We start from the raw sequence: 19,574 nt of genomic DNA on the forward strand, positions 1-19,574 counted from the left end.
CTAAACTTGAATTCTTCTCACCAGGTGCTAACCCATCTAACAAAGCTAAAGGTGGTTGGTTAGATAACTTGAAATCATTATCAAGCTTAGACTTCAGTTATGCAGCTGACGGTATCTCATTAACAACTCAAGTTTCACCACGTGCTTTAGGTAAATCTCGTGATGAACAAGTAGACAACTTAGTTGCAATCTTAGATGGATACTTCGAAAGCGGCGGTCAACACGTTAACTTAAACGTAATGGACTTAAACGACGTTAAAGATAAAATCTTATCTGGTGAAGACGTAATCGTACGTATCTCTGGATACTGTGTAAACACTAAATACTTAACTCCAGAACAAAAAGCTGAGTTAACTCAACGTGTATTCCACGAAATCTTATCTATGGACGATGCATTAGCATAAAAATAGAAATTACACCACCTGGCCAATGGCTAGGTGGTTTTTTGTGTAATATAGAGGAAAAGTATTGGTTAAAAGAAAGTAGAAGAAAATTGTAATTTTTGAAATTGAACAATAATTTTGATATTGTATAAATGTAAATTAATTGTTAAATACTAGAATGATTTATCTTGAGAATATCTTGAGATTATTATTATTAAACACATTAGAAATGTTGATATAAAAGGATTTTTAATAATAATTTATCTTGAGAATATCTTGAGAATATCTTGAAAACATCTTGAGAATAAGGAGGCTTAGATATGAATATAAATATTCCAGAGGGTGTATCTGTTGAATATAAATCGGCTCAAGAAGGATTACCAAAGTCTTTTTGGGAAACGTATTCTGCATTTGCGAATACAAATGGAGGAGTAATAATACTAGGATTTGATGAACGAAATGATAATAATCCTGTGATAGGAGTTAAGAACCCACAGAAAATGTATAATCAGCTTCTAAATGAAGTTAGTAACCCTCAACGAGTTAGTTTTAATCTTTTAACAGATGAAGATGTCTTGATTAACCCTATTAAAGGTAGTGATAACAGTCTAATAATTGTCAATGTTAGAGAAGCACCATATTCTGCTAAGCCAGTATATATTGGACAAGATATTAGAAAGACGTATATAAGATTAGGTGAAGGAGATAAAGTTGCGACACAACAACAATTAAAATATTTATTGGCTAGTTCCCAAGAAGACTTAGATAGCCAAATATTACCTAATTTTGATATAGACGATATTAATTTAGAAACAGTGGAACGTTACCGCCAATTACTTTTAGTACAAGATAAAAAGTATAAAGACCTTTCTGTAGTGGAATTATTAAAATCAGTTGGTGCATTTAAGAAAGATCGTAATGGAGATGGAACATTTAAATTGACAACTGGAGGATTATTATTTTTTGGAAAATATAATTCAATTACTGATAGATTTCCTCAGTTTCAATTAGATTATTTTGAAAAAGATAGTACTTTAAACTCGAGATGGGTTGATAGAGTTTCAACAGGAGATTTAAGTTATTCAGAACTTAATTTGTTTGATTTCTTATTAATTGTAAGAGATAAATTAGCAGCAACAGTTAAAGATTCTTTTTCTTTAGATGAAAATACACAAACTAGAATTCCTTTTAAAAAAGACTTAGAGGAATCTTTACGTGAAGCATTAGTTAATTCATTGATGCATGCATATTATGATGGTGAAACTTCAGTAAAAATTACAGCATTTCCAGATTACTATGAGTTTAAAAATCCTGGGAATATGCGAGTATCTATTGATGAATTTATCAGAGGAAATAATTCGATTACACGAAATCCAACTATTGCAACATTATTAAGGAAAATAGGTTTTTCTGAGAAAGCAGGGAGTGGCGGACAAAAAATTTTTGATGTTGCTGCGAAGCATAAATTAATGTTACCAGATATATATAATCCTATGGATTCAACCACTATCGTTATTTGGAAGGTAGATTTTAAACATAATATTAATAAACTACCAGAACCAGATAGAAGTATTTTAACTTATATATTTGAAAATGGGTCAATAAGGAGAAAAGAAATTGAAAATGATTTAAAATTAGCAGGGCAAGAGTATTCGTACAGAAAAGCTTTAGAAAGATTAATAGAAGGGAACTATATTAGAAGACAAGGTAATGGTCCAGGAACTAAATATGTTCTGAAAAAAAGTTCACAAGAACATTATTATTTAATGAAACAAATAATGAGAGAAATAGAAGAAAATTTTAAATTATAGTGTTAAAGAAAAATATTTATTAATAGAGTAATATTCTATAGGAGATATTTTTATACTAGATTATCCTATTGACAAGGTTATACAAATTGTGTAGAATACAACAAATATCAAAAGTAGGTGGATGGAATGAGAGAATGGTATAGAGAGCTACGTGAAGATTATGAAGTAAGTCGTTCATATCATGAAGGATTTTGTGAATGGTATATTAAGAGAAAAGCACCAGATAGTGTTAAATTCATTTTGTCTCATGCCATCCTTTTATTCTCAATCTATTTATGGACAAATTTTGTACTTTGTATGATTTTAATCGGTATTGGATCAGTAGCATGTATAGTGTTAGAATTATATGAATGGATTCGAGATATCAGAATTACTTATCAAAAGAAAAAATTGAAAACCAATTAAAAAAGGCTGGAGGATAACTCCAACCTTTTTTTATTTATTAACTTATTTTACTTCTACACGATCTAACCATGAAGTAGCTGTTTCGTCTAACACAACATTTAAGTCTTCAATATTTTGACGACCAGTTGATGCTAACCATTCACGACCTTTTTCGTCTCCTTCAGTTGCATAAACTGCTACTGAATCTTTCCAAGTAGCACGTCCACATAATACTCCATTGAATTTAGAACCTGCTTCTTGAGCGAAACGTAATGTTTCTTGGAATAATGATGCAGATACACCAGCACTTAAGAAGATAAATGGTAAGTGTGTAATTTCTGATTGTTCTTTGAAGTATGCTAAAGCTTCTTGACGAGTATAAACTGGTTCAACGCCTTCAGCTGTAAAGCCTTCTACGAAGTTCATATTTACAGGAACTTCCACTTTTAATACGTCTACTTGATAACGAGGGTCAGAGAATACTTTCATTGCATCATTTACTTTATGAGGTTTTAAGCTTGCATAGTGAGCAGATTTTACATCTTCATCACTTGCATCATAAGAAACGATTTCTAAGAAGAAAGGAATATCTTCTGCAGTACATTCACTACCAACACGTTCTACCCATGCGTGTTTGATATCATTGATAGCTGGATCTTCATCAATATCGTAGTATAGTAATACTTTTACAGCATCTGCTCCGATTTCTTTAATACGTTTAGCTGACCAGATTGGTAATAAGTCAGGTAAGCGTCCAATTTCAGTAGCGTCGTATCCTGTTTTTTCATATGAAATTAATAATCCACAGTCTGCATTTCTTTTTTCTGCAGCAGGTAATCCATATTCTGGGTCCAATAAGATTGAGCTTGAATATTTTGTTAATTCTTCAGAAATTAATTCTTTAAAATGAATAATCCCTTCATCACCTGTTTGATCTGGATTTCCAGCAGCAATCATTTTTTTAAGAGAACCACGTTGGTCGATGGCTAATGCGCCAATGACATGATTTTCATTTGATAAACGACGTAGATGTTCGTATTTTCCTTTTGTAATTGTTAGTTTTGACATATTTAACACTCCTAATCATTTTATTGCAAGGGTTTCTCACGCCTTATATTCTCTGTCTAACTTTTTTTTATTTTTCAAAATAAGCTTTACCGTCTAAATAAGTGGCTTGTAATTGTAAGTCGTCATCTAATACGATAAAGTCAGCTGCATATCCTGGATTTAGATGTCCGCAAACATCGTCAATTCCAACGGATTTTGCAGGAACTAAGCTTGCCATTAATAGAGCTTCGTGAGGAGTTGCGATTCCCCATTTTACAACATTTTGAACACCTTGGATTAGTTCTAAGATACTACCAGCTAGGCTGCCATTATGTTTAAGACGAGCTGTTCCGTCTTTTACAATAACGTCAAATTCTCCTAAAGTAGATTCGCATTCTCCTAATCCACCAGCACGCATACAGTCTGTAATAAGAGCTGTACGATGACGTCCACAACAATTCATCACAATATCCGCAGCAACTGGATGAACATGATGACCATCACAAATTAATTCATCGAATACATTGTATGCATTTGGAAGTGTTAGTGCTGCACCTACAACACCTGGTTCACGGTGATGAAGTCCACGCATACCGTTATAAGTATGAACAAAAATATTTGCACCTGCTTCAACTGCATTTTTACAATCTTCGTATGTTGCATCTGTATGAGCTAAAGCTACGTAAATATCTTCTTTTACAGCGTGTTTGATAAAGTCTACTGCACCATCACGCTCAGGAGCGATGGCAATTTTTTTCACCCAACCGCTTGCTTTTTGTTGCCATTCGTCTAAAATTTCTGTTTTTGGATCTCCCATATATTTAGGGTTTTGAGCCCCTTTATGAATTTCACTGAAGAAAGGTCCTTCTAAGAAAATCCCTCTGATTTTAGCACCAGGAATAGATGAAGCATTATCCCCGATTGTTTGACAAACATCATTTAGTAACTCTCTAGAAGCTGTTAGAGTAGTTGGTAAGTAAGAAGTAACTCCGCAACTAGGTAAACCAGCAGAAATAGTTTTTAAGCCTTCTACATCATTATCCATGACATCTGCACCTTTATATCCATGAATATGTGTATCCACAAGACCTGGGGCAATGCTATAGGCAGAATAGTCTATAATAGAACCATCTGTTGGTCTTTCTTCTTGAAACTCCCCAAACACCCCTGATTCTAAAATTGGTAAATATCCAGGCCCTTTCACTTCAGTTTCAAAATAAAATTGTTTTGCATAAATATAAGTAGTCATAATATCCCTCCTTTAAATCTTTTTTATAATATATTTATGAACGAATTAAACATTTAATAGGTGAATTGTTACCCCTTTTACAACACGGTTTACTGTTCCACTTGGAGATGGTGTGTCAGGCTTATTCCCAACTTTAACAGAAGATAATAGTCCGATTGTTTGTCCGAAGATAGCATATGGTAGTGCTAAATAAGCATCTGGAACTGAAGAGAATTCTTCTGCAAAATTAAAGCTTGTTCCTTCATATTGACCTTCAACAGATACTCCTACTGCACAAACTAATGGAGCAATACTGTCCCCATTCATTTCTTCTAAAATATCTAAGTCATATTGACGTGTATAAGTATCATTTGAAACAAAGACAAATGCTAGAGAACGAGCATCTACGAATGATTTAGGACCGTGACGGAATCCCATAGAAGAATCATAGATTGTAGCAATTTTACCAGCTGTTAATTCTAGAATTTTTAATTGTACTTCACGTGCTAGACCTGCTAATGGACCAGAACCAAGATAAATGACACGATTATAGTCTAAGTCTACAAATTGTTGTAAGACATGTTCACGTTCTAACACACTTTCTCCCATTTGACGAATAGCTGTTACAAATGCAGCTTTTTCTTCAAGTGAATGTCCTTCATCGAAAATTAATAAAGCTGTTAATGTCATACAAGTGAAGCTACCAGTCATTGCAAAACCAGCATCATTTGAGCGAGCGGGCATCATTAATAATAAGTTACGGTCATCGCCAGGTGCTGCTAGAGCTAATTTTCCTTCTGGAGCACAAGTAATTGTAATTTGATAGAAGTCTTTTACAATTTGTTGTCCTAATTGAACGCTGGCTAAACTTTCTGGAGAATTTCCGCTACGTGCAAATGATACTAAAATAGTAGGGATTTCTGCTTTGAAATAATCTAGAGGATTACTTACTAAGTTAGTAGTTCCTACAGATTGGAATTCAAAACGATCTTCACGTCCATGACGTTTTAAATAAGGTAAAATTGTATCTCCTACATATTGAGATGTACCTGCACCGGTAAAAATAACACGATAGTGATCATGTGGTAATGACTCTAAGAATGCTTGAATACGGTTTAAGTTTTCTGAATAATAATCAAATGCTTCCTGCCATAATTCTGGTTGTTGGCGAATCTCACGAGTTGTGATTTCTGCTGTTAGTGCTTCTAGTTGTTCTTTTGAAAATTGAAACATTTCAAAACCTCCCATTTTTGATTTATTTATGTGAATTTCTATGGTAACGAACTTTATAGAAGAATTGGTCACTTCTTGCAACACTGATTGTAAATTCGATGACATGATTTTCGCTATTTACACTAATTCTTTTTAAGCGTAGACAAGCAGCATGCATCGGTGTTTCCAAGATAGGGGCCTCATCTTTTGTAAGAATACTCGCTGAAAATTCCTCATCTGCATAAATGATTTTTTGTTGAAAATCATCTGAGAAAACTTCATACAAGGAACGATTTTGTAATTGTTCTTGTGTGAGATTAGGGAATAGTCTAGCGGGTAAGAAGGTAGTTTCCTTCATCATTGGTACGCCATCTGCAAAACGAATTCGTTTGAGTCGATAAATATATTCGCCAGTTTCAATTCCTAATTGCTGAGCAATATAGCTATCGGCTTTATAGTAATGAAATGCAGTAATAATGGTTGAAGGAGTTCTGCCTAATTCTTTCATTTGTTCCGTAAAACTATAGCCTTCTAGTAAATTTTGACGTTCTTTCCATTGGCTAGAAATAAAAGTGCCTTTTCCATGGCGTTTGTAAATATAGCCTAAAGTTTCTAATTCTTTTAAGGCTGTACGGACAGTAGTACGACTGACGCCATATTCTTTACAAATTTCTCGCTCGGACAACATTTTTTGGTGTACTTGTCCATGTGTCGTAATATATTCGATAAGATCTAAACTTAATTTAGAATAAAGTGGCACTTGTTCTGTTTCTACCATTGGATTTCCCTCCTTTCTAAAACATTAACGTCTACTGGTCATTACCAGTTATTATTATTTTAAGTTTAAAAAACTCATAAGTCAAGAATTCTATCCAAAAAACTATTTAAGAAATAGCTTGAAAGAGAGTTATATAGAAAAAAGTGATGAGTGGTTCGTATTATTTTGAATAGGAGAAGATGATGCAAAACTTGACGAGCTTCCTAGAAAAAAAGTACAATAAAGGGTACAAAAGAGAGGGGTATCATTGTGGATAAAGTGTTCAATTATAAAAGTTGTTTCGATATTATCGGTCCTATTATGATTGGACCATCAAGTTCTCATACGGCAGGAGCGCTTGCGATTGGAAAATGTGCTAGACAATTGTTTGGAGGAACTCCTACGAGTGTTCAATGTATTTATTACGAATCATTTGCTCAGACTCATAAAGGGCATGGTACAGACTTTGCGATTATTAGTGGGGTTCTAGGATTTGAAACGGATGACGAACGTGTTCCACAAGCAGTAGAAATAGCTACGGAACAAGGCGTTTCTATTGAATTTATTGAAAGAGATGATCCAAGCCCAGTAGCTCATGCGAATACAGCTGATTTAACGTTGATGTCTGCCACAAGACGAATCCGTTTAATTGGGACTTCTATTGGTGGAGGAACTGTAGAAATCAAATATGTGGAAGTAGATGGATTCATCTCTAATCTTTCAGGACCACTACCAATTATTTTAGAAATTCTTCCAATTGAAGAAGATTCAATAGTGGAACCTCTATTAGAAGAATTTGGTGTTTCGATTGGAAAACAAAATGAATTAAAGGAAGGTTCATCTCGTTTTATTAAATATGAGTTGAATGGATTAATTTCCCCAAGCCTTCAAGAAAAATTACAATTGATTCAACAAGAAAAAACAATCTATGTCTTTACATAAAATAAGAAAGGAATTTCGTGATGTTTGTTAGCATACAGGAATTAGTCGCATTAGCAACTAGCCAAAATAAATCTATTTCTGAAGTGATGATTGAACAAGAAATGGAAATGACCCAACAAAGTCGAGAATTTATTTGGGCGAAGATGGAAAAAAATCTTCAAACGATGAAAAATGCGGTAGAAAGAAGTGTACAGGGTCAAGGTGTATTCTCTCCAACAGGACTAACCGGTGGCGATGCTGTAAAAATGAAAAAATATCGCGAAAAGGGAAAAACTTTATCCGGAGATAATATTTTAGCAGGAGTGCAGTACGCTCTAGGAACAAATGAAGTGAATGCAGCAATGGGAATTGTGTGTGCGACACCAACTGCGGGAGCAAGTGGGACATTACCAGGCGTTATATTTTCCATTGCAGATAGCATGGACTTAACTCAAGAACAGCAAGTGAGATTCTTATTCACTGCTTCAGCATTCGGAATGGTTGTAGCTAATAATGCGATGATTTCGGGTGCTATGGGTGGTTGCCAAGCAGAAGTGGGAAGTGCTAGTGCGATGTCTGCAGCTGCAGCTGTTGAAGCTGCTGGAGGGACGCCGCAACAATGTTCAGAAGCTTTTTCGATTGCATTAGGGAATTTGCTAGGCTTAGTGTGTGACCCTGTTGCCGGCTTAGTAGAAGTCCCATGTGTGAAGAGAAATGCGATTGGAGCAGGAAATGCATTGATTGCGGCTGATATGGCGTTAGCAGGAATTACAAATGTCATTCCAGCAGATGAAACGATTGAGGCAATGCGTTCTATCGCAAGAAGAATGCCAAGTGAATTAAGAGAAACAGGACTAGGTGGAACAGCGGGGACTCGAACAGGACTAGCGATAAAAATGAAAATTTTTGGACAAGATGTTTCGTTAGAAAAAGAGGAGGAATAACGATGGCAAAAGAAGTCGCAACATTTGCAGGAGGATGCTTCTGGTGTATGATTAAACCATTTGATACACAACCAGGAATTGAATCTGTCATTGCAGGTTATACAGGGGGACATAAGGAAAATCCTACTTATAAAGAAGTTTGTTCAGGAACAACAGGACATACAGAAGCGGTACAAATTACCTTTGATCCAGAAATCTTCTCTTATGAACAATTAGTGGAAGTCTATTGGCAACAAACAGACCCAACTGATGCAATGGGACAATTTGTAGATAGAGGCGATTCTTATCGACCAGTGATTTTTTATCACTCTCCAGAACAAAAAGCAATTGCAGAAGCTTCGAAAAAAGCTTTACAAGACAGTGGACGTTTTAAAAAAGATATTGTTACAAAAATCGAACCAGTGAGTACATTTTATCCAGCTGAAGAGTATCACCAAGATTTTTATAAGAAAAATCCAGACCATTACTACCGTTACCGTGGTATGTCTGGACGTGATACGTTTATTGAAGAGAGTTGGAGATAGGATTTCAGCTGAAGTTATTTAAAGAATTGAATCATAAAAATGTGGACAACCCGTTTTACTTTTTAGGAAGTAGGCGGGTTGTTTTTTTGCAGAAATATAGAAATAATCTTAATTAATAAAGAAAATGTATTATTTTTATGGGAACAAATGTTGTTGACAAGTAGGGTTAAGGGGATAAAAATAGAAATACTTCCACATTAATATGGAAGTATATTGACTAAAAAATGGTAATTACTTACTTTATACTAATAGTAAGTAAACGGTACCAATAAATTCAATGAAAGATTGAGTTAGGGGTGAAGGATGAATAAAAGGCAAGTTCTATTATTAGAGTATCTAATGAAAAATATAGAGTATTTATCAGCAAATCAATTAGCTGATAGGTATAAGGTATCGACTAAAACCGTTTATCAGGATATTGATAAAATTAATGGCTTTTTAAAGGAGAATTTAATAGAAACAGAAGTAATAAAAATTCCAAGAAAAGGAATTAAATTATTATCACAATTGGAAAATAAAAAGATTCATACGAAAATAATAAAACTGAATGGAGAAATGAAAGAATCATTTTCTCCTGAATATCGTGAAAAAGAGTTAATAAGGAAAATATTTGTTGCTCATGAAAAAGTAGACCTATATGAATTTTCAGATGAAATGTTTGTAACTGACTCTACGATTCATAGACTAATTGATAAATTAAATAGTATATTTGTTTCTTTTGACGTGAAGTTAAAAATAAAAAGAGATGAGATAATTCTAAAAGGAAATGAAAGAAATATACGTAAAGCTCTTGAAATATTCATTGTGAAATCTGTATTAAATGGTAGGGAGCGCTTAAAAAATTTGGAATTATTTTTTTCGAAAGAAGATATAAATAATTGCCAAAAATCAATTATTAAACTATCGGAAAAGTATCAATTTCATTTTACAGATGAATACTTATATTCATTATTACTGGATTGTTTAATTTTTAAAAAGCGAAATGAGGCTAATGAAAATTTAACTAATAGATTAAGTAACTTAGTTAATGATGTAAACCATTTAGAAGTATATTTCTTCGCTGGAGAATTGCTAGAGACTATTTTAGATTTTCCTCTTGAAAAAATTTCTCCATATGAAATTGAAGCAATGGCATATAATTTATTAGCTTTTGGTTTCAATATCCAGTCTGTTGAATATATGAAAAATGTTAACGAACAAGTAAAAGCATTGATAAAAAAGGTTTCTAATTTATTAAGCTTAAATCTTACAACAGACGAGCATTTACAGATGATGCTTAGTACTCATATTTCAAAAATGATTATCAGATTACGCAATCAAAATTATATTTCGAACCCTGCATTGGAAGAAATAAAAAAACAATATTCTAGTCTATTTAATGTTATTTGGTTATCTATAAGAACGTTATCTCAGTATTACGAACTAAGTATACCGAATGAAGAGTTAGCTTTTATTGTTATTCATTTTCAGGTTGCCATTGAAAAAATAATGAAACCATTGAATATTGTCGTGATTTGTCAAAATGGAATTGCAACTTCTGAATTAATCATGAATAAGCTACGTAGAATTTTTTCTAGTAATGAAAAATTAACAACTATTAGTTTAAGAGATTTAGATTTCTATGACTTAAAAAATATTGATTTAGTAATTTCTACTATTGGACTACCAGAACTAAATATACCTGTTATAGAAGTTAGTCCTATTATTACAAAAGAAGAGTTAAGAATGATTCAACAGTTTTATGCTGAACAAAGTACAGATAATTATAGGATGATGAAAACATCTTTAGATGGAAGAGAATTTAATGTAGCATCTTTGAATACATTATTAAAAGAACCGAATTTAATTAAGGTAAATGTAAAAAATAAACAGGAATGTATAGAGAGACTAATACTCGAATGCAATGTTGGAAATCAAACTAAAGAATTTAGAGAGTCTATCATTCAAAGAGAGTTGTTAGGAAGTACAAGTGTTTATACAGGGATAGCTTTACCACACTGTGATCCTAAAGTTGTTAAGCAATCTGAACTGATTTTAATGAGTTTAGATAAACCTATTGAATGGGGAAAAAATTTAGTCAGTCTAGTGTTATTAATAGCAATTGCAGAACAGGATATTTCAGTGTTTAAAGATAGTCTAATAGCCTTATATTCTGTAATAGAAAATCAAAACTTGATGTCGGAATTAATGTTGATGTCAGATGGAGAAAAAATTAAAAGTAAAATACTTGAGGAGGTGAGTCAAAATGCTAGATAAAGAAATTTTTGAAATTAATGTTAAAAATATTAGTTCCAAAGAAGAAGCATTGACTTATTTGTCAGATAAACTGATTGAAAAGGGAATTGTAAAAGAATCGTATAAGGAAGCTATTTTAAATAGAGAAAAAGTATTTCCAACAGGACTACAGTTTGAAAAATATGGAATTGCTATTCCGCATACAGATGTAGAACATGTTAATAAGGAACAAATAGCAGTAATGACGTTAGAAAATCCAGTTTCATTTTATCAAATGGGTACAAACGATGTGGAAGTTTCTGTAAAAGTAATTTTTATGCTTGCTTTGAAAGAGGCTCATAGTCAATTAACGATTTTACAACAATTAATAGAAATTCTTCAGGATAAAGAAATCATGGAGAGATTAATGAATATGGATGAATATACAACATCCAAAAAAGTAAAAGATTTGTTAGCAATCAAAAATATAAAATAATAAAGGAATAAGTTTAGTAAAAAAGAAAGGAGGAAAATTTACTAAACAAACAGAATCAGACTGTTTAAACTGAATATTTAAATTTTTAGGAGGAAAAAATTATGTTGGCATTATTTCAAAAATTTATCGATTTAGGCGCAATAGTAGTATTACCAATTTTAATATTTATTTTTGGTATGATTTTAGGAACTAAACCTAAAAAAGCATTTGTATCAGGTGTAATTGTTGGGGTTGGTTTTGTTGGATTGAATATGGTAGTTGATTTATTAGGAGGTAGCTTAGGACCTGCAGCTCAAGCAATGGTTGAAAGATTTGGATTACATTTAACAACAATTGATGTTGGTTGGCCTGCAGCAGCAGCAATTTCTTATGGAACATTGTTAGGTAGTTTAGCTATTCCCATTGGTATTGGAATTAATGTTTTATTACTATTCTTAGGATTAACAAAAACATTAATGGTAGATATGTGGAATTTCTGGCATGCAGCTTTTGTAGCATCTTTAGTATATGCACTTACTCAAGATTTTACATTAGGATTATATGCAACAATTGTATATTTAGTAATGATTTATTTATTAGCAGATATTATTGCTCCAGCTATTAAAAAATTCTATGGATTCCCTAATATTACATTCCCACATGGAACATCAGCACCTGGATTTTTAGTAGCTATTCCATTAAATTGGGTGTTTGATAGAATTCCTGGATTTAATAAAATTGAAGCAAATCCAGAAAGTATCCAAAAGAAATTTGGTATTTTTGGTGAAAGTACAGTATTAGGTCTTGTAATTGGTATTGTTATGGGATTATTAGCAGGTTACGATCCAAAAGGTGTTTTACAATTAGGTGTTAAGATGTCAGCTGTTATGGTCATTATGCCTCGTATGGTATCACTTTTAATGGAAGGTCTTACTCCAATTTCTGAGGCTGCAAATGAATTTGTTCAAAAACGCTTCCCTGGCCGTGAAGTAAATATTGGTATGGACTCTGCTTTATCAGTTGGACATCCAGCAGTATTATCAAGTTCATTAATTTTAGTTCCAATTACAATTTTATTAGCAGTAATTTTACCAGGAAACCAAACATTACCATTTGGTGACTTAGCTACAATTCCATTTGTAGTATGTTTAATGGCAGCTGTATTTAGAGGAAATATTGTTCGTACAGTTGTTGGGGGAACAATTTATATTGCAAGTATTTTCTACATTACTTCATGGGTAGCTCCATTAGTAACAAAAGCAGCACAAGCAGCAAACTTTGATTTAGGTGGAAATACAAGTATTACCGCTTTAGCAGAAGGTGGATTATGGCCAACATGGTTGTTTGTGTTTGCAGGAAAAACTGCACCTTGGGTAATTCTGTCAGTAGTTCTAGTAGCTTCATTAGCAGGATTATATTATGTAAATAAAGTTCGTGCAGAGAAATAGGAGAATAAGATTATGAAAAAATTATTAATTATGTGTGGTTCTGGAATTGCAACATCAACAGTTGTTGCTGGAAAAGTAAAACAATGGTTAGCTGATAATAATTATTCAGATAAAGTTCAAGTTTTTCAATCCAAAGTTTCAGAAGAAGTTAATCGTATTGATGAATATGATATTGTAATTTCTACAACAGTTGTACCTGATTCAATTAAAGATAAAGTGATTATGGGGTTACCTTTATTGACAGGTATGGGAATTGATGCTTTATGGACTGAATTGAAAGCAGCGTTGGAGGCTTAGTAAATGAAAGCATATATGAGAGATGTATTAGGGAAAGCAAAACAACGTAATTTTGCAATTCCAGCAACAAACTTTATTGATTGGAATTCTGCCAAAGCGTATGTAGAAATGAGCGAAGAATTGAATCTTCCAATAATTTTAGCATTTGCACAGGTACATTCTCCTTATTTAAGTTTAGAAGAGTCTGCTAGTATTGGAAAATATTTTCAGGAAAAAGCAAAAACTCCTGTTGTGTTACATCTAGATCATGGACAAGATTTAGCATTTATAAAGAGAGCAATTCAATTAGGATTTAATTCCGTAATGATTGATGCATCTTTAGATTCTTTTGAAGAAAATGTTAGAAAAACAAAAGAGGTTGTTGAAGTTGCCCATGAATTTGGAGTTGATGTTGAAGCAGAAATTGGTTTTGTTGGAGCAAATGGGAATGTATCGAATGACGAAATAAAATCTATTTATACAAATGTAGAAGATGCTGAAAAATTTGTTCAAGAAACTAATGTTGATTCTTTAGCAGTTTCAATAGGGACTTCTCATGGCTTGTATAGAGGTATTCCAAAAATTAATTTCCAACGATTATCTGAGTTACGGAATGTATTAAATATTCCATTAGTTTTACATGGCGGTTCAGGTTCAGGAGATGATAATTTGAACCGTTGTGCACGAGAAGGAATTTCAAAAATTAATATTTATAGTGATTTTATGGATGCTGGTGCAAAATCGGTTTCTGAAAAGTCATTTACAAACTATATTGATGTATTAAAAGCTTCAAGAGAAGGTATGAAAACTACTTTAAAACATTATTATCATGTGTTTGAGACTAAATAGAAGGAGAAAACAAATGGAAACTATTAAAGATAAATTTTTCATTTTTAATCCGAAGTCATATTTATTTGGAAATGAATTATTAGAATTAGCAAAAGAAGCTGATCGATTAGCTGAACAGTATCCAGAAATTAGTATTTTTGTGACGTGTCCATATGCAGATATTAATAAAGTATCTAGCGAAACGAAACATATTATTGTGACAGCTCAACACTTAGATGGAATTGATTGTGGTAGAGGAATGGGAGCAGTTTTGCCAGCTTCATTATATAACGCTGGAGCAAGAGCTACTTTTTTAAATCATGCTGAACATCCATTAACAACATCTCAAGTAGTCGCTTCTATCAATCAAGCTGAAAAATTGGGACTTATAACGATTTTGTGTGCAGATTCTATTAAAGAAGCACGAATGTTGGCAATGTTAAATCCAACAATTATGTTATGTGAACCTACAGAGTTGATTGGAACAGGACAAACAAGTGATGATTCATATATTTTAGAAACTAATCATCAAGTGAAATCTGTTAATTCAGATATTTTAATGATGCAAGGTGCTGGAATTATGAATGAGAATGATGTCTATCGTACAATTAAGCTTGGTGCAGATGGTACAGGCTGCACAAGTGGAATTGTTAAAGCAAAAGATCCGAAACTAATGTTAAAATTAATGATTGAAGCTATTGACAAAGCTATGAATGAGGAGAAAAAATGACTGTATTTCAAAAAGAATTTAAAGTAGATACAAAAGAAGGTCAAGTATCATATATTGATATTACAAATTCTATACATCAAACTATTACTGAAAGTGGCATTCAATCAGGAATATGTACAGTTATCACAGCACATACAACATGTTCTGTTTTCTTTGAAGAGGATACACATGATAAAGATGAAAATGGTGTAGATTATTTACAATTAGATTTAAATACTATTTTAGAAAAGATTATTCCACCCCATTTAAGTGCGGATAGTTATCATTATCCTGGTGAAAAACATTATCAAGAAGTTGAATCTTGGCCTAACCCTGAAGAATGGTTACCAAATGGAGATAGAAGTGCATTATGGAATGGAGATGCTCATCTAAAAGCCACAATCTTGGGTTCTAGTGAAACTTTAGCTGTTGTAGATGGTAAACTGGCAATCGGAAAAACAGGTTATGTTTATTTTGCAGATTTTGATAAAACTCGAGAAAGAACAAGAAAGTATCGAGTTGTGATTATTGGAGAATAATTAATAGATATAAAACAACCCCCGAGGAATTTCGAAAAATGAAATTCCTCGGGGGTTCTACTTGATATTTTTAAACTCTCTTACTCCCCATCCCAGTGAATTTACTAATAACCGTAAAGACTACTGATCCGATAATAGCGGGTACTAACCATTCGAATCCGAATTGGTGTAATGGTAAGGTGTTGGTCCAAGCTGCTAATGCTGCTAGGAAGTTGCCACCTTGCATTTGAGAAAATAGATGAATCGCTTGAATTCCTCCAATGAAGAAGGCTCCGACAACGGCACCTGTATAAGTCCAGTTATAAACAATGTAGCGGTCAAAAATCGATAAGAAGATTAAGGCGATGACCATTGGGTAAATAGCGCTTAGTACTGGAACTGCTAATTGTAATAAGGCATCCACTCCTAAAAGGGATAGAAGGAATGAAATCACGACTGATACGACAACAATTTTTTTATATTCTAATTTTCCATTTGTTAAGGTTGAAAAATAATGTCCACAAGTTGTAATTAATCCAACAGATGTTGTTAAGCAAGCAAAGGATACGGCAATGCCCATAGCGACTTTACCAAATGAGCCTAATAATTGTTCAATTAAGCTAATTAATAATGCAGGTCGTTGAACGGTTGAATCATAAACTGTACTTACAGTTGCTCCTGCATAAGTTAAGCTGCTGTACACTAATGCTAGTAAAATAAAAGATACAATCCCGACTCCAAACATCATTTGATGTTGTTCTTTTTTTTCTGTATATCCACGTCTAGTTAAGTCTGAAATGACTACGCCTGCCATTAAGGCTGCTCCAAGTGCGTCCATTGTTTGGTAGCCTTCTTTAAAGCTTTGAGAAAATAATCCTGCCGAAGTGGTTGTTTGGAAGCCTGCATTTGGCTGAACGACAGCTGCAATAAATACAAGTAGTAAAATGACTAATAAAATCGGAGTTAAATATTTACCAATTGCGTCAATTACGGTGTGTGAATGAATGGCAATATACAACGTTAATCCGAAAAAGATAAGGGATGTAATCCATTGTGGAGCACTTGGTACAAATGATTGTACAAAAATTTCATGAGTAGTGGCTCCGGTTCTTGGAACGGCAAATAATGGTCCAATTAAGATAATGGAAATCGCTCCAATAATCATAGAAAAATGTTTACTAACTCTTTTTCCTAAGTCTGTTGCTTGTCCACCTAATAGAGCTGTTACAATAACTCCAAGAATTGGTAATAGTGGGTCTGATAATAAAAAGGCGATATTGGCAATTCCCCAATTATTTCCAGAGATAACTCCTAGATAAGGGGGGAAGATTAAATTTCCTGCACCAAAGAAGATGGCAAATAATGCAAATCCACAAATAATAATGTCAGTGAGTTTCTTTCGAGACATAAATTTCCTCCTAGATATATTCTTAAAAAATGATTAAAAAACAATTATAAACAGTGTACCATTTCTTTTTCTATAATGCTAGTGATATGTCGAAAAAGTTCACAAATGTTTTATAGCCTAAAAATAGACCGTGATAATACACGAAAGCTGGCTATCTATGGTACAATAGCTAAGCAGAATGATTGAAAGTGAGGAAATGAAATGAGTTTTAAGATTGGCAATATTCAAATTGACAATCCAGTAGTCGTTGCACCGATGGCGGGGATTAGTAATTCAGCTTTCCGTGTAACGGTAAAAGAATTTGGAGCAGGCTTAGTTGTTTGCGAAATGATTAGTGATAAAGGGATTCAATTTAGAAATGAAAAAACATTAAGTATGTTGCATATTGAACCGAATGAATACCCATTAAGTGTCCAAATTATGGGCGGAAATAAAGATACATTAGTAGAAGCAGCAAAATATGTTGCAGAAAATACAGAAGCAGCGATTATTGATATTAATATGGGATGTCCCGTGAATAAGGTCATTAAAGCTGAAGCGGGTGCGAAATGGTTATTAGATCCAAATAAAGTATATGAAATGGTTGCTGCAGTTGTCGATGCAGTGGACAAACCTGTCACAGTAAAAATGCGTACCGGTTGGGATGATGAACATTTATATGCGGTTGAAAATGCTTTGGCAGCAGAACGAGCAGGTGCGAGCGCTGTTGCGATGCATGGTCGTACTCGTGTGCAAATGTATGATGGAAAAGCTAACTGGGAAATTCTTGGTGAAGTGAAGAAAAACTTAACACGTATTCCACTAATTGGAAATGGAGATGTTCGTTCTCCTCAAGATGCTAAGAAAATGATTGAAATAGCAGGTGTAGATGGTGTCATGATTGGACGAGCTGCCTTAGCAAATCCATGGATGATTAAGCAAACCGTTCATTATTTAGAAACGGGAGAATTATTACCGGAAAATACTGTTCCTGAAAAAATTGAAATTGCTAAAACTCATTTAGATCGTTTAGCTAACTTAAAAGGTGAGTCAGTAGCGACAAAAGAATTCCGTAAATTAGCTGCTTATTACTTAAAAGGAATTCCTCGTGCAACGAAAACAAAAGTTGCGATTAATGAATCTACAACGGTATCTCAAGTGAAAGAAATTTTAGACCAATTTGTCCAAGAACATTTAGAACGTCAAGAAAGACAGTTAGAACGAGGAAAAGGAATAGAGTAAGAATTTATCGAATTTACTATTACCACTAAAAATAGAGATTGTTCTGATTAAGAATAGCTTCTTATATTTTTCTAGTATTGGAGATGAGATATTTTGAAGGAAAAAACAAAGACAAGTGCGATTATATTAGCGTTGTTAGCAGCTGTATTTTATGCTATTAATACACCGTTTTCAAAAATTCTATTGGAAAATATTCCACCAACTTTTTTAGCAGCTTTTCTGTATCTTGGAGCGGGTGTTGGGGTTGGAATGATGTATTTATTTCATATCAAAAAAGAAGATAAATCAGAGAGACTTACAAAACAGGATTTACCTTATACGGTTGGAATGATTCTATTAGATATAGTTGCACCTATATTTTTAATGATAGGAATAAAAATGGGGACAGCATCTAATGCCTCACTCCTCGGTAATTTTGAAATTGTAGCGACTACATTAATAGCGTTACTAATTTTTAAGGAAAAAGTATCAGGAAAACTATGGATTGCAATAGGGTTTATTACATTATCAAGTATTGTTTTGTCATTTGAGGGAATTGGTAGTTTTCAGTTTTCTATAGGCTCTCTTTTCGTTATCTTAGCAACTTGTTGCTGGGGGCTTGAAAATAACTGTACAAGAAAGATATCAGAGAAAAGTACATATCAGATTGTTTTGTTAAAAGGAATTTTTTCCGGGGGAGGCGCATTTGTTATTGCTGTCTTACTTGGTGAAAAGATTCCAGAAATGAAATATATTGTCATGATTATGTTGCTTGGTTATGTTTCATATGGATTAAGTATTTTTCTTTATATACGAGCACAAAGAAATTTAGGTGCAGCTAAGACGAGTGCCTATTATGCAGTAGCACCTTTTGTAGGATCGTTTTTAGCGTTTGCAGTAAATGGAGAAAAACTAGCTGTAGAATATTTTGTGGGACTAGCTTTTATGTTCATTGGAACGGCGTTTGTCGTTTATGATACTATGATAAAAAATCATCTTCATGGGCATATTCATACGATTGTTCATACACATAATGGAGTTACACATACTCATGTGATTATGCATACTCATGAGCATTATCATTTTGGAAATGAAGAGTTCCATCATCATAAACATGAAGATTTTATCAATAGTTATGAACATAAATTGGCTCATGAGAATGGAGTATAGAATTCAGTTTATCAGGTGAAATAGAGACGCAATAGGCGATAGAAAATGAAAAATCTATCGTCTTTTTTATATGTATGTTTAAAAAATGTTGACGCAGATAAAAGAAAAAGACCAGAA

The 19,574-nt window shown here is 33.2% G+C and carries 20 protein-coding genes; 15 read left to right on the forward strand and 5 right to left on the reverse strand.

What is annotated here, in order from left to right:
- The 3 genes from RWM24_RS02500 to RWM24_RS02510 form a co-directional block, all read left to right on the forward strand.
- On the forward strand, positions 1–404 hold a 404-nt coding region (locus tag RWM24_RS02500), incomplete at its 5' end, for a glycine radical domain-containing protein (RefSeq protein WP_314111205.1).
- Between the two features lie 299 nt (positions 405–703).
- Positions 704–2,194, forward strand: a complete 1,491-nt coding sequence (locus RWM24_RS02505) for an ATP-binding protein (protein ID WP_314111207.1) — start codon at positions 704–706, stop codon at positions 2,192–2,194.
- A gap of 126 nt (positions 2,195–2,320) precedes the next feature.
- Positions 2,321–2,599: a hypothetical protein gene (locus RWM24_RS02510; RefSeq protein WP_314111209.1), complete on the forward strand. Its 279-nt coding sequence runs from the start codon at positions 2,321–2,323 to the stop codon at positions 2,597–2,599.
- Between the two features lie 42 nt (positions 2,600–2,641).
- On the opposite strand, the gene lacD is transcribed toward RWM24_RS02510, so the two are convergent.
- From lacD to RWM24_RS02530, 4 genes are all read right to left on the reverse strand, one after another.
- Positions 2,642–3,646 (reverse strand): tagatose-bisphosphate aldolase, encoded by a 1,005-nt coding sequence (gene lacD / locus RWM24_RS02515; RefSeq protein ID WP_314111210.1) that lies wholly within the window; start codon positions 3,644–3,646, stop codon positions 2,642–2,644.
- A 67-nt stretch (positions 3,647–3,713) separates the two neighbouring features.
- On the reverse strand, positions 3,714–4,874 hold the full coding sequence (gene nagA, locus RWM24_RS02520; RefSeq protein WP_314111212.1) for an N-acetylglucosamine-6-phosphate deacetylase: 1,161 nt from the start codon (positions 4,872–4,874) through the stop codon (positions 3,714–3,716).
- A gap of 45 nt (positions 4,875–4,919) precedes the next feature.
- Positions 4,920–6,086, reverse strand: a complete 1,167-nt coding sequence (locus RWM24_RS02525) for an SIS domain-containing protein (RefSeq protein WP_314111214.1) — start codon at positions 6,084–6,086, stop codon at positions 4,920–4,922.
- A gap of 22 nt (positions 6,087–6,108) precedes the next feature.
- The gene (locus RWM24_RS02530; RefSeq protein WP_314111216.1) at positions 6,109–6,843 is read right to left on the reverse strand and encodes a GntR family transcriptional regulator; all 735 of its coding nucleotides are present in this window, start codon (positions 6,841–6,843) and stop codon (positions 6,109–6,111) included.
- A 249-nt stretch (positions 6,844–7,092) separates the two neighbouring features.
- On the opposite strand from RWM24_RS02530, the gene RWM24_RS02535 reads away from it, so the two are divergent.
- The 10 genes from RWM24_RS02535 to RWM24_RS02580 all read left to right on the forward strand — a co-directional run bounded on the left by RWM24_RS02535 (position 7,093) and on the right by RWM24_RS02580 (position 15,700).
- The gene (locus tag RWM24_RS02535; RefSeq protein WP_314111218.1) at positions 7,093–7,764 is read left to right on the forward strand and encodes a serine dehydratase beta chain; all 672 of its coding nucleotides are present in this window, start codon (positions 7,093–7,095) and stop codon (positions 7,762–7,764) included.
- 20 nt (positions 7,765–7,784) lie between these two features.
- Positions 7,785–8,687, forward strand: a complete 903-nt coding sequence (gene sdaAA / locus RWM24_RS02540) for an L-serine ammonia-lyase, iron-sulfur-dependent, subunit alpha (RefSeq protein WP_314111220.1) — start codon at positions 7,785–7,787, stop codon at positions 8,685–8,687.
- Between the two features lie 2 nt (positions 8,688–8,689).
- Entirely contained in the window at positions 8,690–9,211 is a 522-nt protein-coding gene (msrA, locus tag RWM24_RS02545) for a peptide-methionine (S)-S-oxide reductase MsrA (RefSeq protein WP_314111222.1), read from the forward strand.
- Positions 9,212–9,514: 303 nt separating this feature from the next.
- Positions 9,515–11,467, forward strand: coding sequence for a PRD domain-containing protein (locus tag RWM24_RS02550; protein ID WP_314111223.1), 1,953 nt, complete (start codon positions 9,515–9,517; stop codon positions 11,465–11,467).
- Positions 11,457–11,921, forward strand: a complete 465-nt coding sequence (locus RWM24_RS02555) for a PTS sugar transporter subunit IIA (protein WP_314111225.1) — start codon at positions 11,457–11,459, stop codon at positions 11,919–11,921. The genes RWM24_RS02550 and RWM24_RS02555 overlap by 11 nt, the downstream gene beginning before the upstream one ends.
- A gap of 101 nt (positions 11,922–12,022) precedes the next feature.
- On the forward strand, positions 12,023–13,348 hold the full coding sequence (locus RWM24_RS02560; protein ID WP_006703145.1) for a PTS galactitol transporter subunit IIC: 1,326 nt from the start codon (positions 12,023–12,025) through the stop codon (positions 13,346–13,348).
- A gap of 12 nt (positions 13,349–13,360) precedes the next feature.
- Complete coding sequence (locus tag RWM24_RS02565) at positions 13,361–13,645, forward strand: PTS sugar transporter subunit IIB (RefSeq protein WP_314111227.1); 285 nt, start codon at positions 13,361–13,363, stop codon at positions 13,643–13,645.
- Between the two features lie 3 nt (positions 13,646–13,648).
- The gene (locus RWM24_RS02570) at positions 13,649–14,473 is read left to right on the forward strand and encodes a class II fructose-bisphosphate aldolase (protein ID WP_314111229.1); all 825 of its coding nucleotides are present in this window, start codon (positions 13,649–13,651) and stop codon (positions 14,471–14,473) included.
- A 13-nt stretch (positions 14,474–14,486) separates the two neighbouring features.
- The gene (locus RWM24_RS02575) at positions 14,487–15,182 is read left to right on the forward strand and encodes a triose-phosphate isomerase (RefSeq protein WP_314111230.1); all 696 of its coding nucleotides are present in this window, start codon (positions 14,487–14,489) and stop codon (positions 15,180–15,182) included.
- The gene (locus tag RWM24_RS02580; protein ID WP_314111232.1) at positions 15,179–15,700 is read left to right on the forward strand and encodes a YjbQ family protein; all 522 of its coding nucleotides are present in this window, start codon (positions 15,179–15,181) and stop codon (positions 15,698–15,700) included. The genes RWM24_RS02575 and RWM24_RS02580 overlap by 4 nt, the downstream gene beginning before the upstream one ends.
- Before the next feature lie 70 nt (positions 15,701–15,770).
- Here RWM24_RS02580 and brnQ read toward each other — a convergent pair whose 3' ends face one another.
- Positions 15,771–17,087 (reverse strand): branched-chain amino acid transport system II carrier protein, encoded by a 1,317-nt coding sequence (brnQ, locus tag RWM24_RS02585; protein WP_314111234.1) that lies wholly within the window; start codon positions 17,085–17,087, stop codon positions 15,771–15,773.
- A 201-nt stretch (positions 17,088–17,288) separates the two neighbouring features.
- Here brnQ and dusB point away from each other — a divergent pair, with 201 nt between their 5' ends.
- Positions 17,289–18,308 carry a tRNA dihydrouridine synthase DusB gene (dusB, locus tag RWM24_RS02590; RefSeq protein WP_314111236.1) on the forward strand — a complete coding sequence of 340 codons (1,020 nt, stop codon included), beginning with the start codon at positions 17,289–17,291 and terminating at the stop codon, positions 18,306–18,308.
- Between the two features lie 90 nt (positions 18,309–18,398).
- Positions 18,399–19,457: a DMT family transporter gene (locus tag RWM24_RS02595; RefSeq protein WP_314111510.1), complete on the forward strand. Its 1,059-nt coding sequence runs from the start codon at positions 18,399–18,401 to the stop codon at positions 19,455–19,457.
- Positions 19,458–19,574: the final 117 nt, after the last annotated feature.

Source organism: uncultured Granulicatella sp. (genome assembly GCF_963516875.1).
Classification (GTDB): Bacteria; Bacillota; Bacilli; order Lactobacillales; family Aerococcaceae; genus Granulicatella.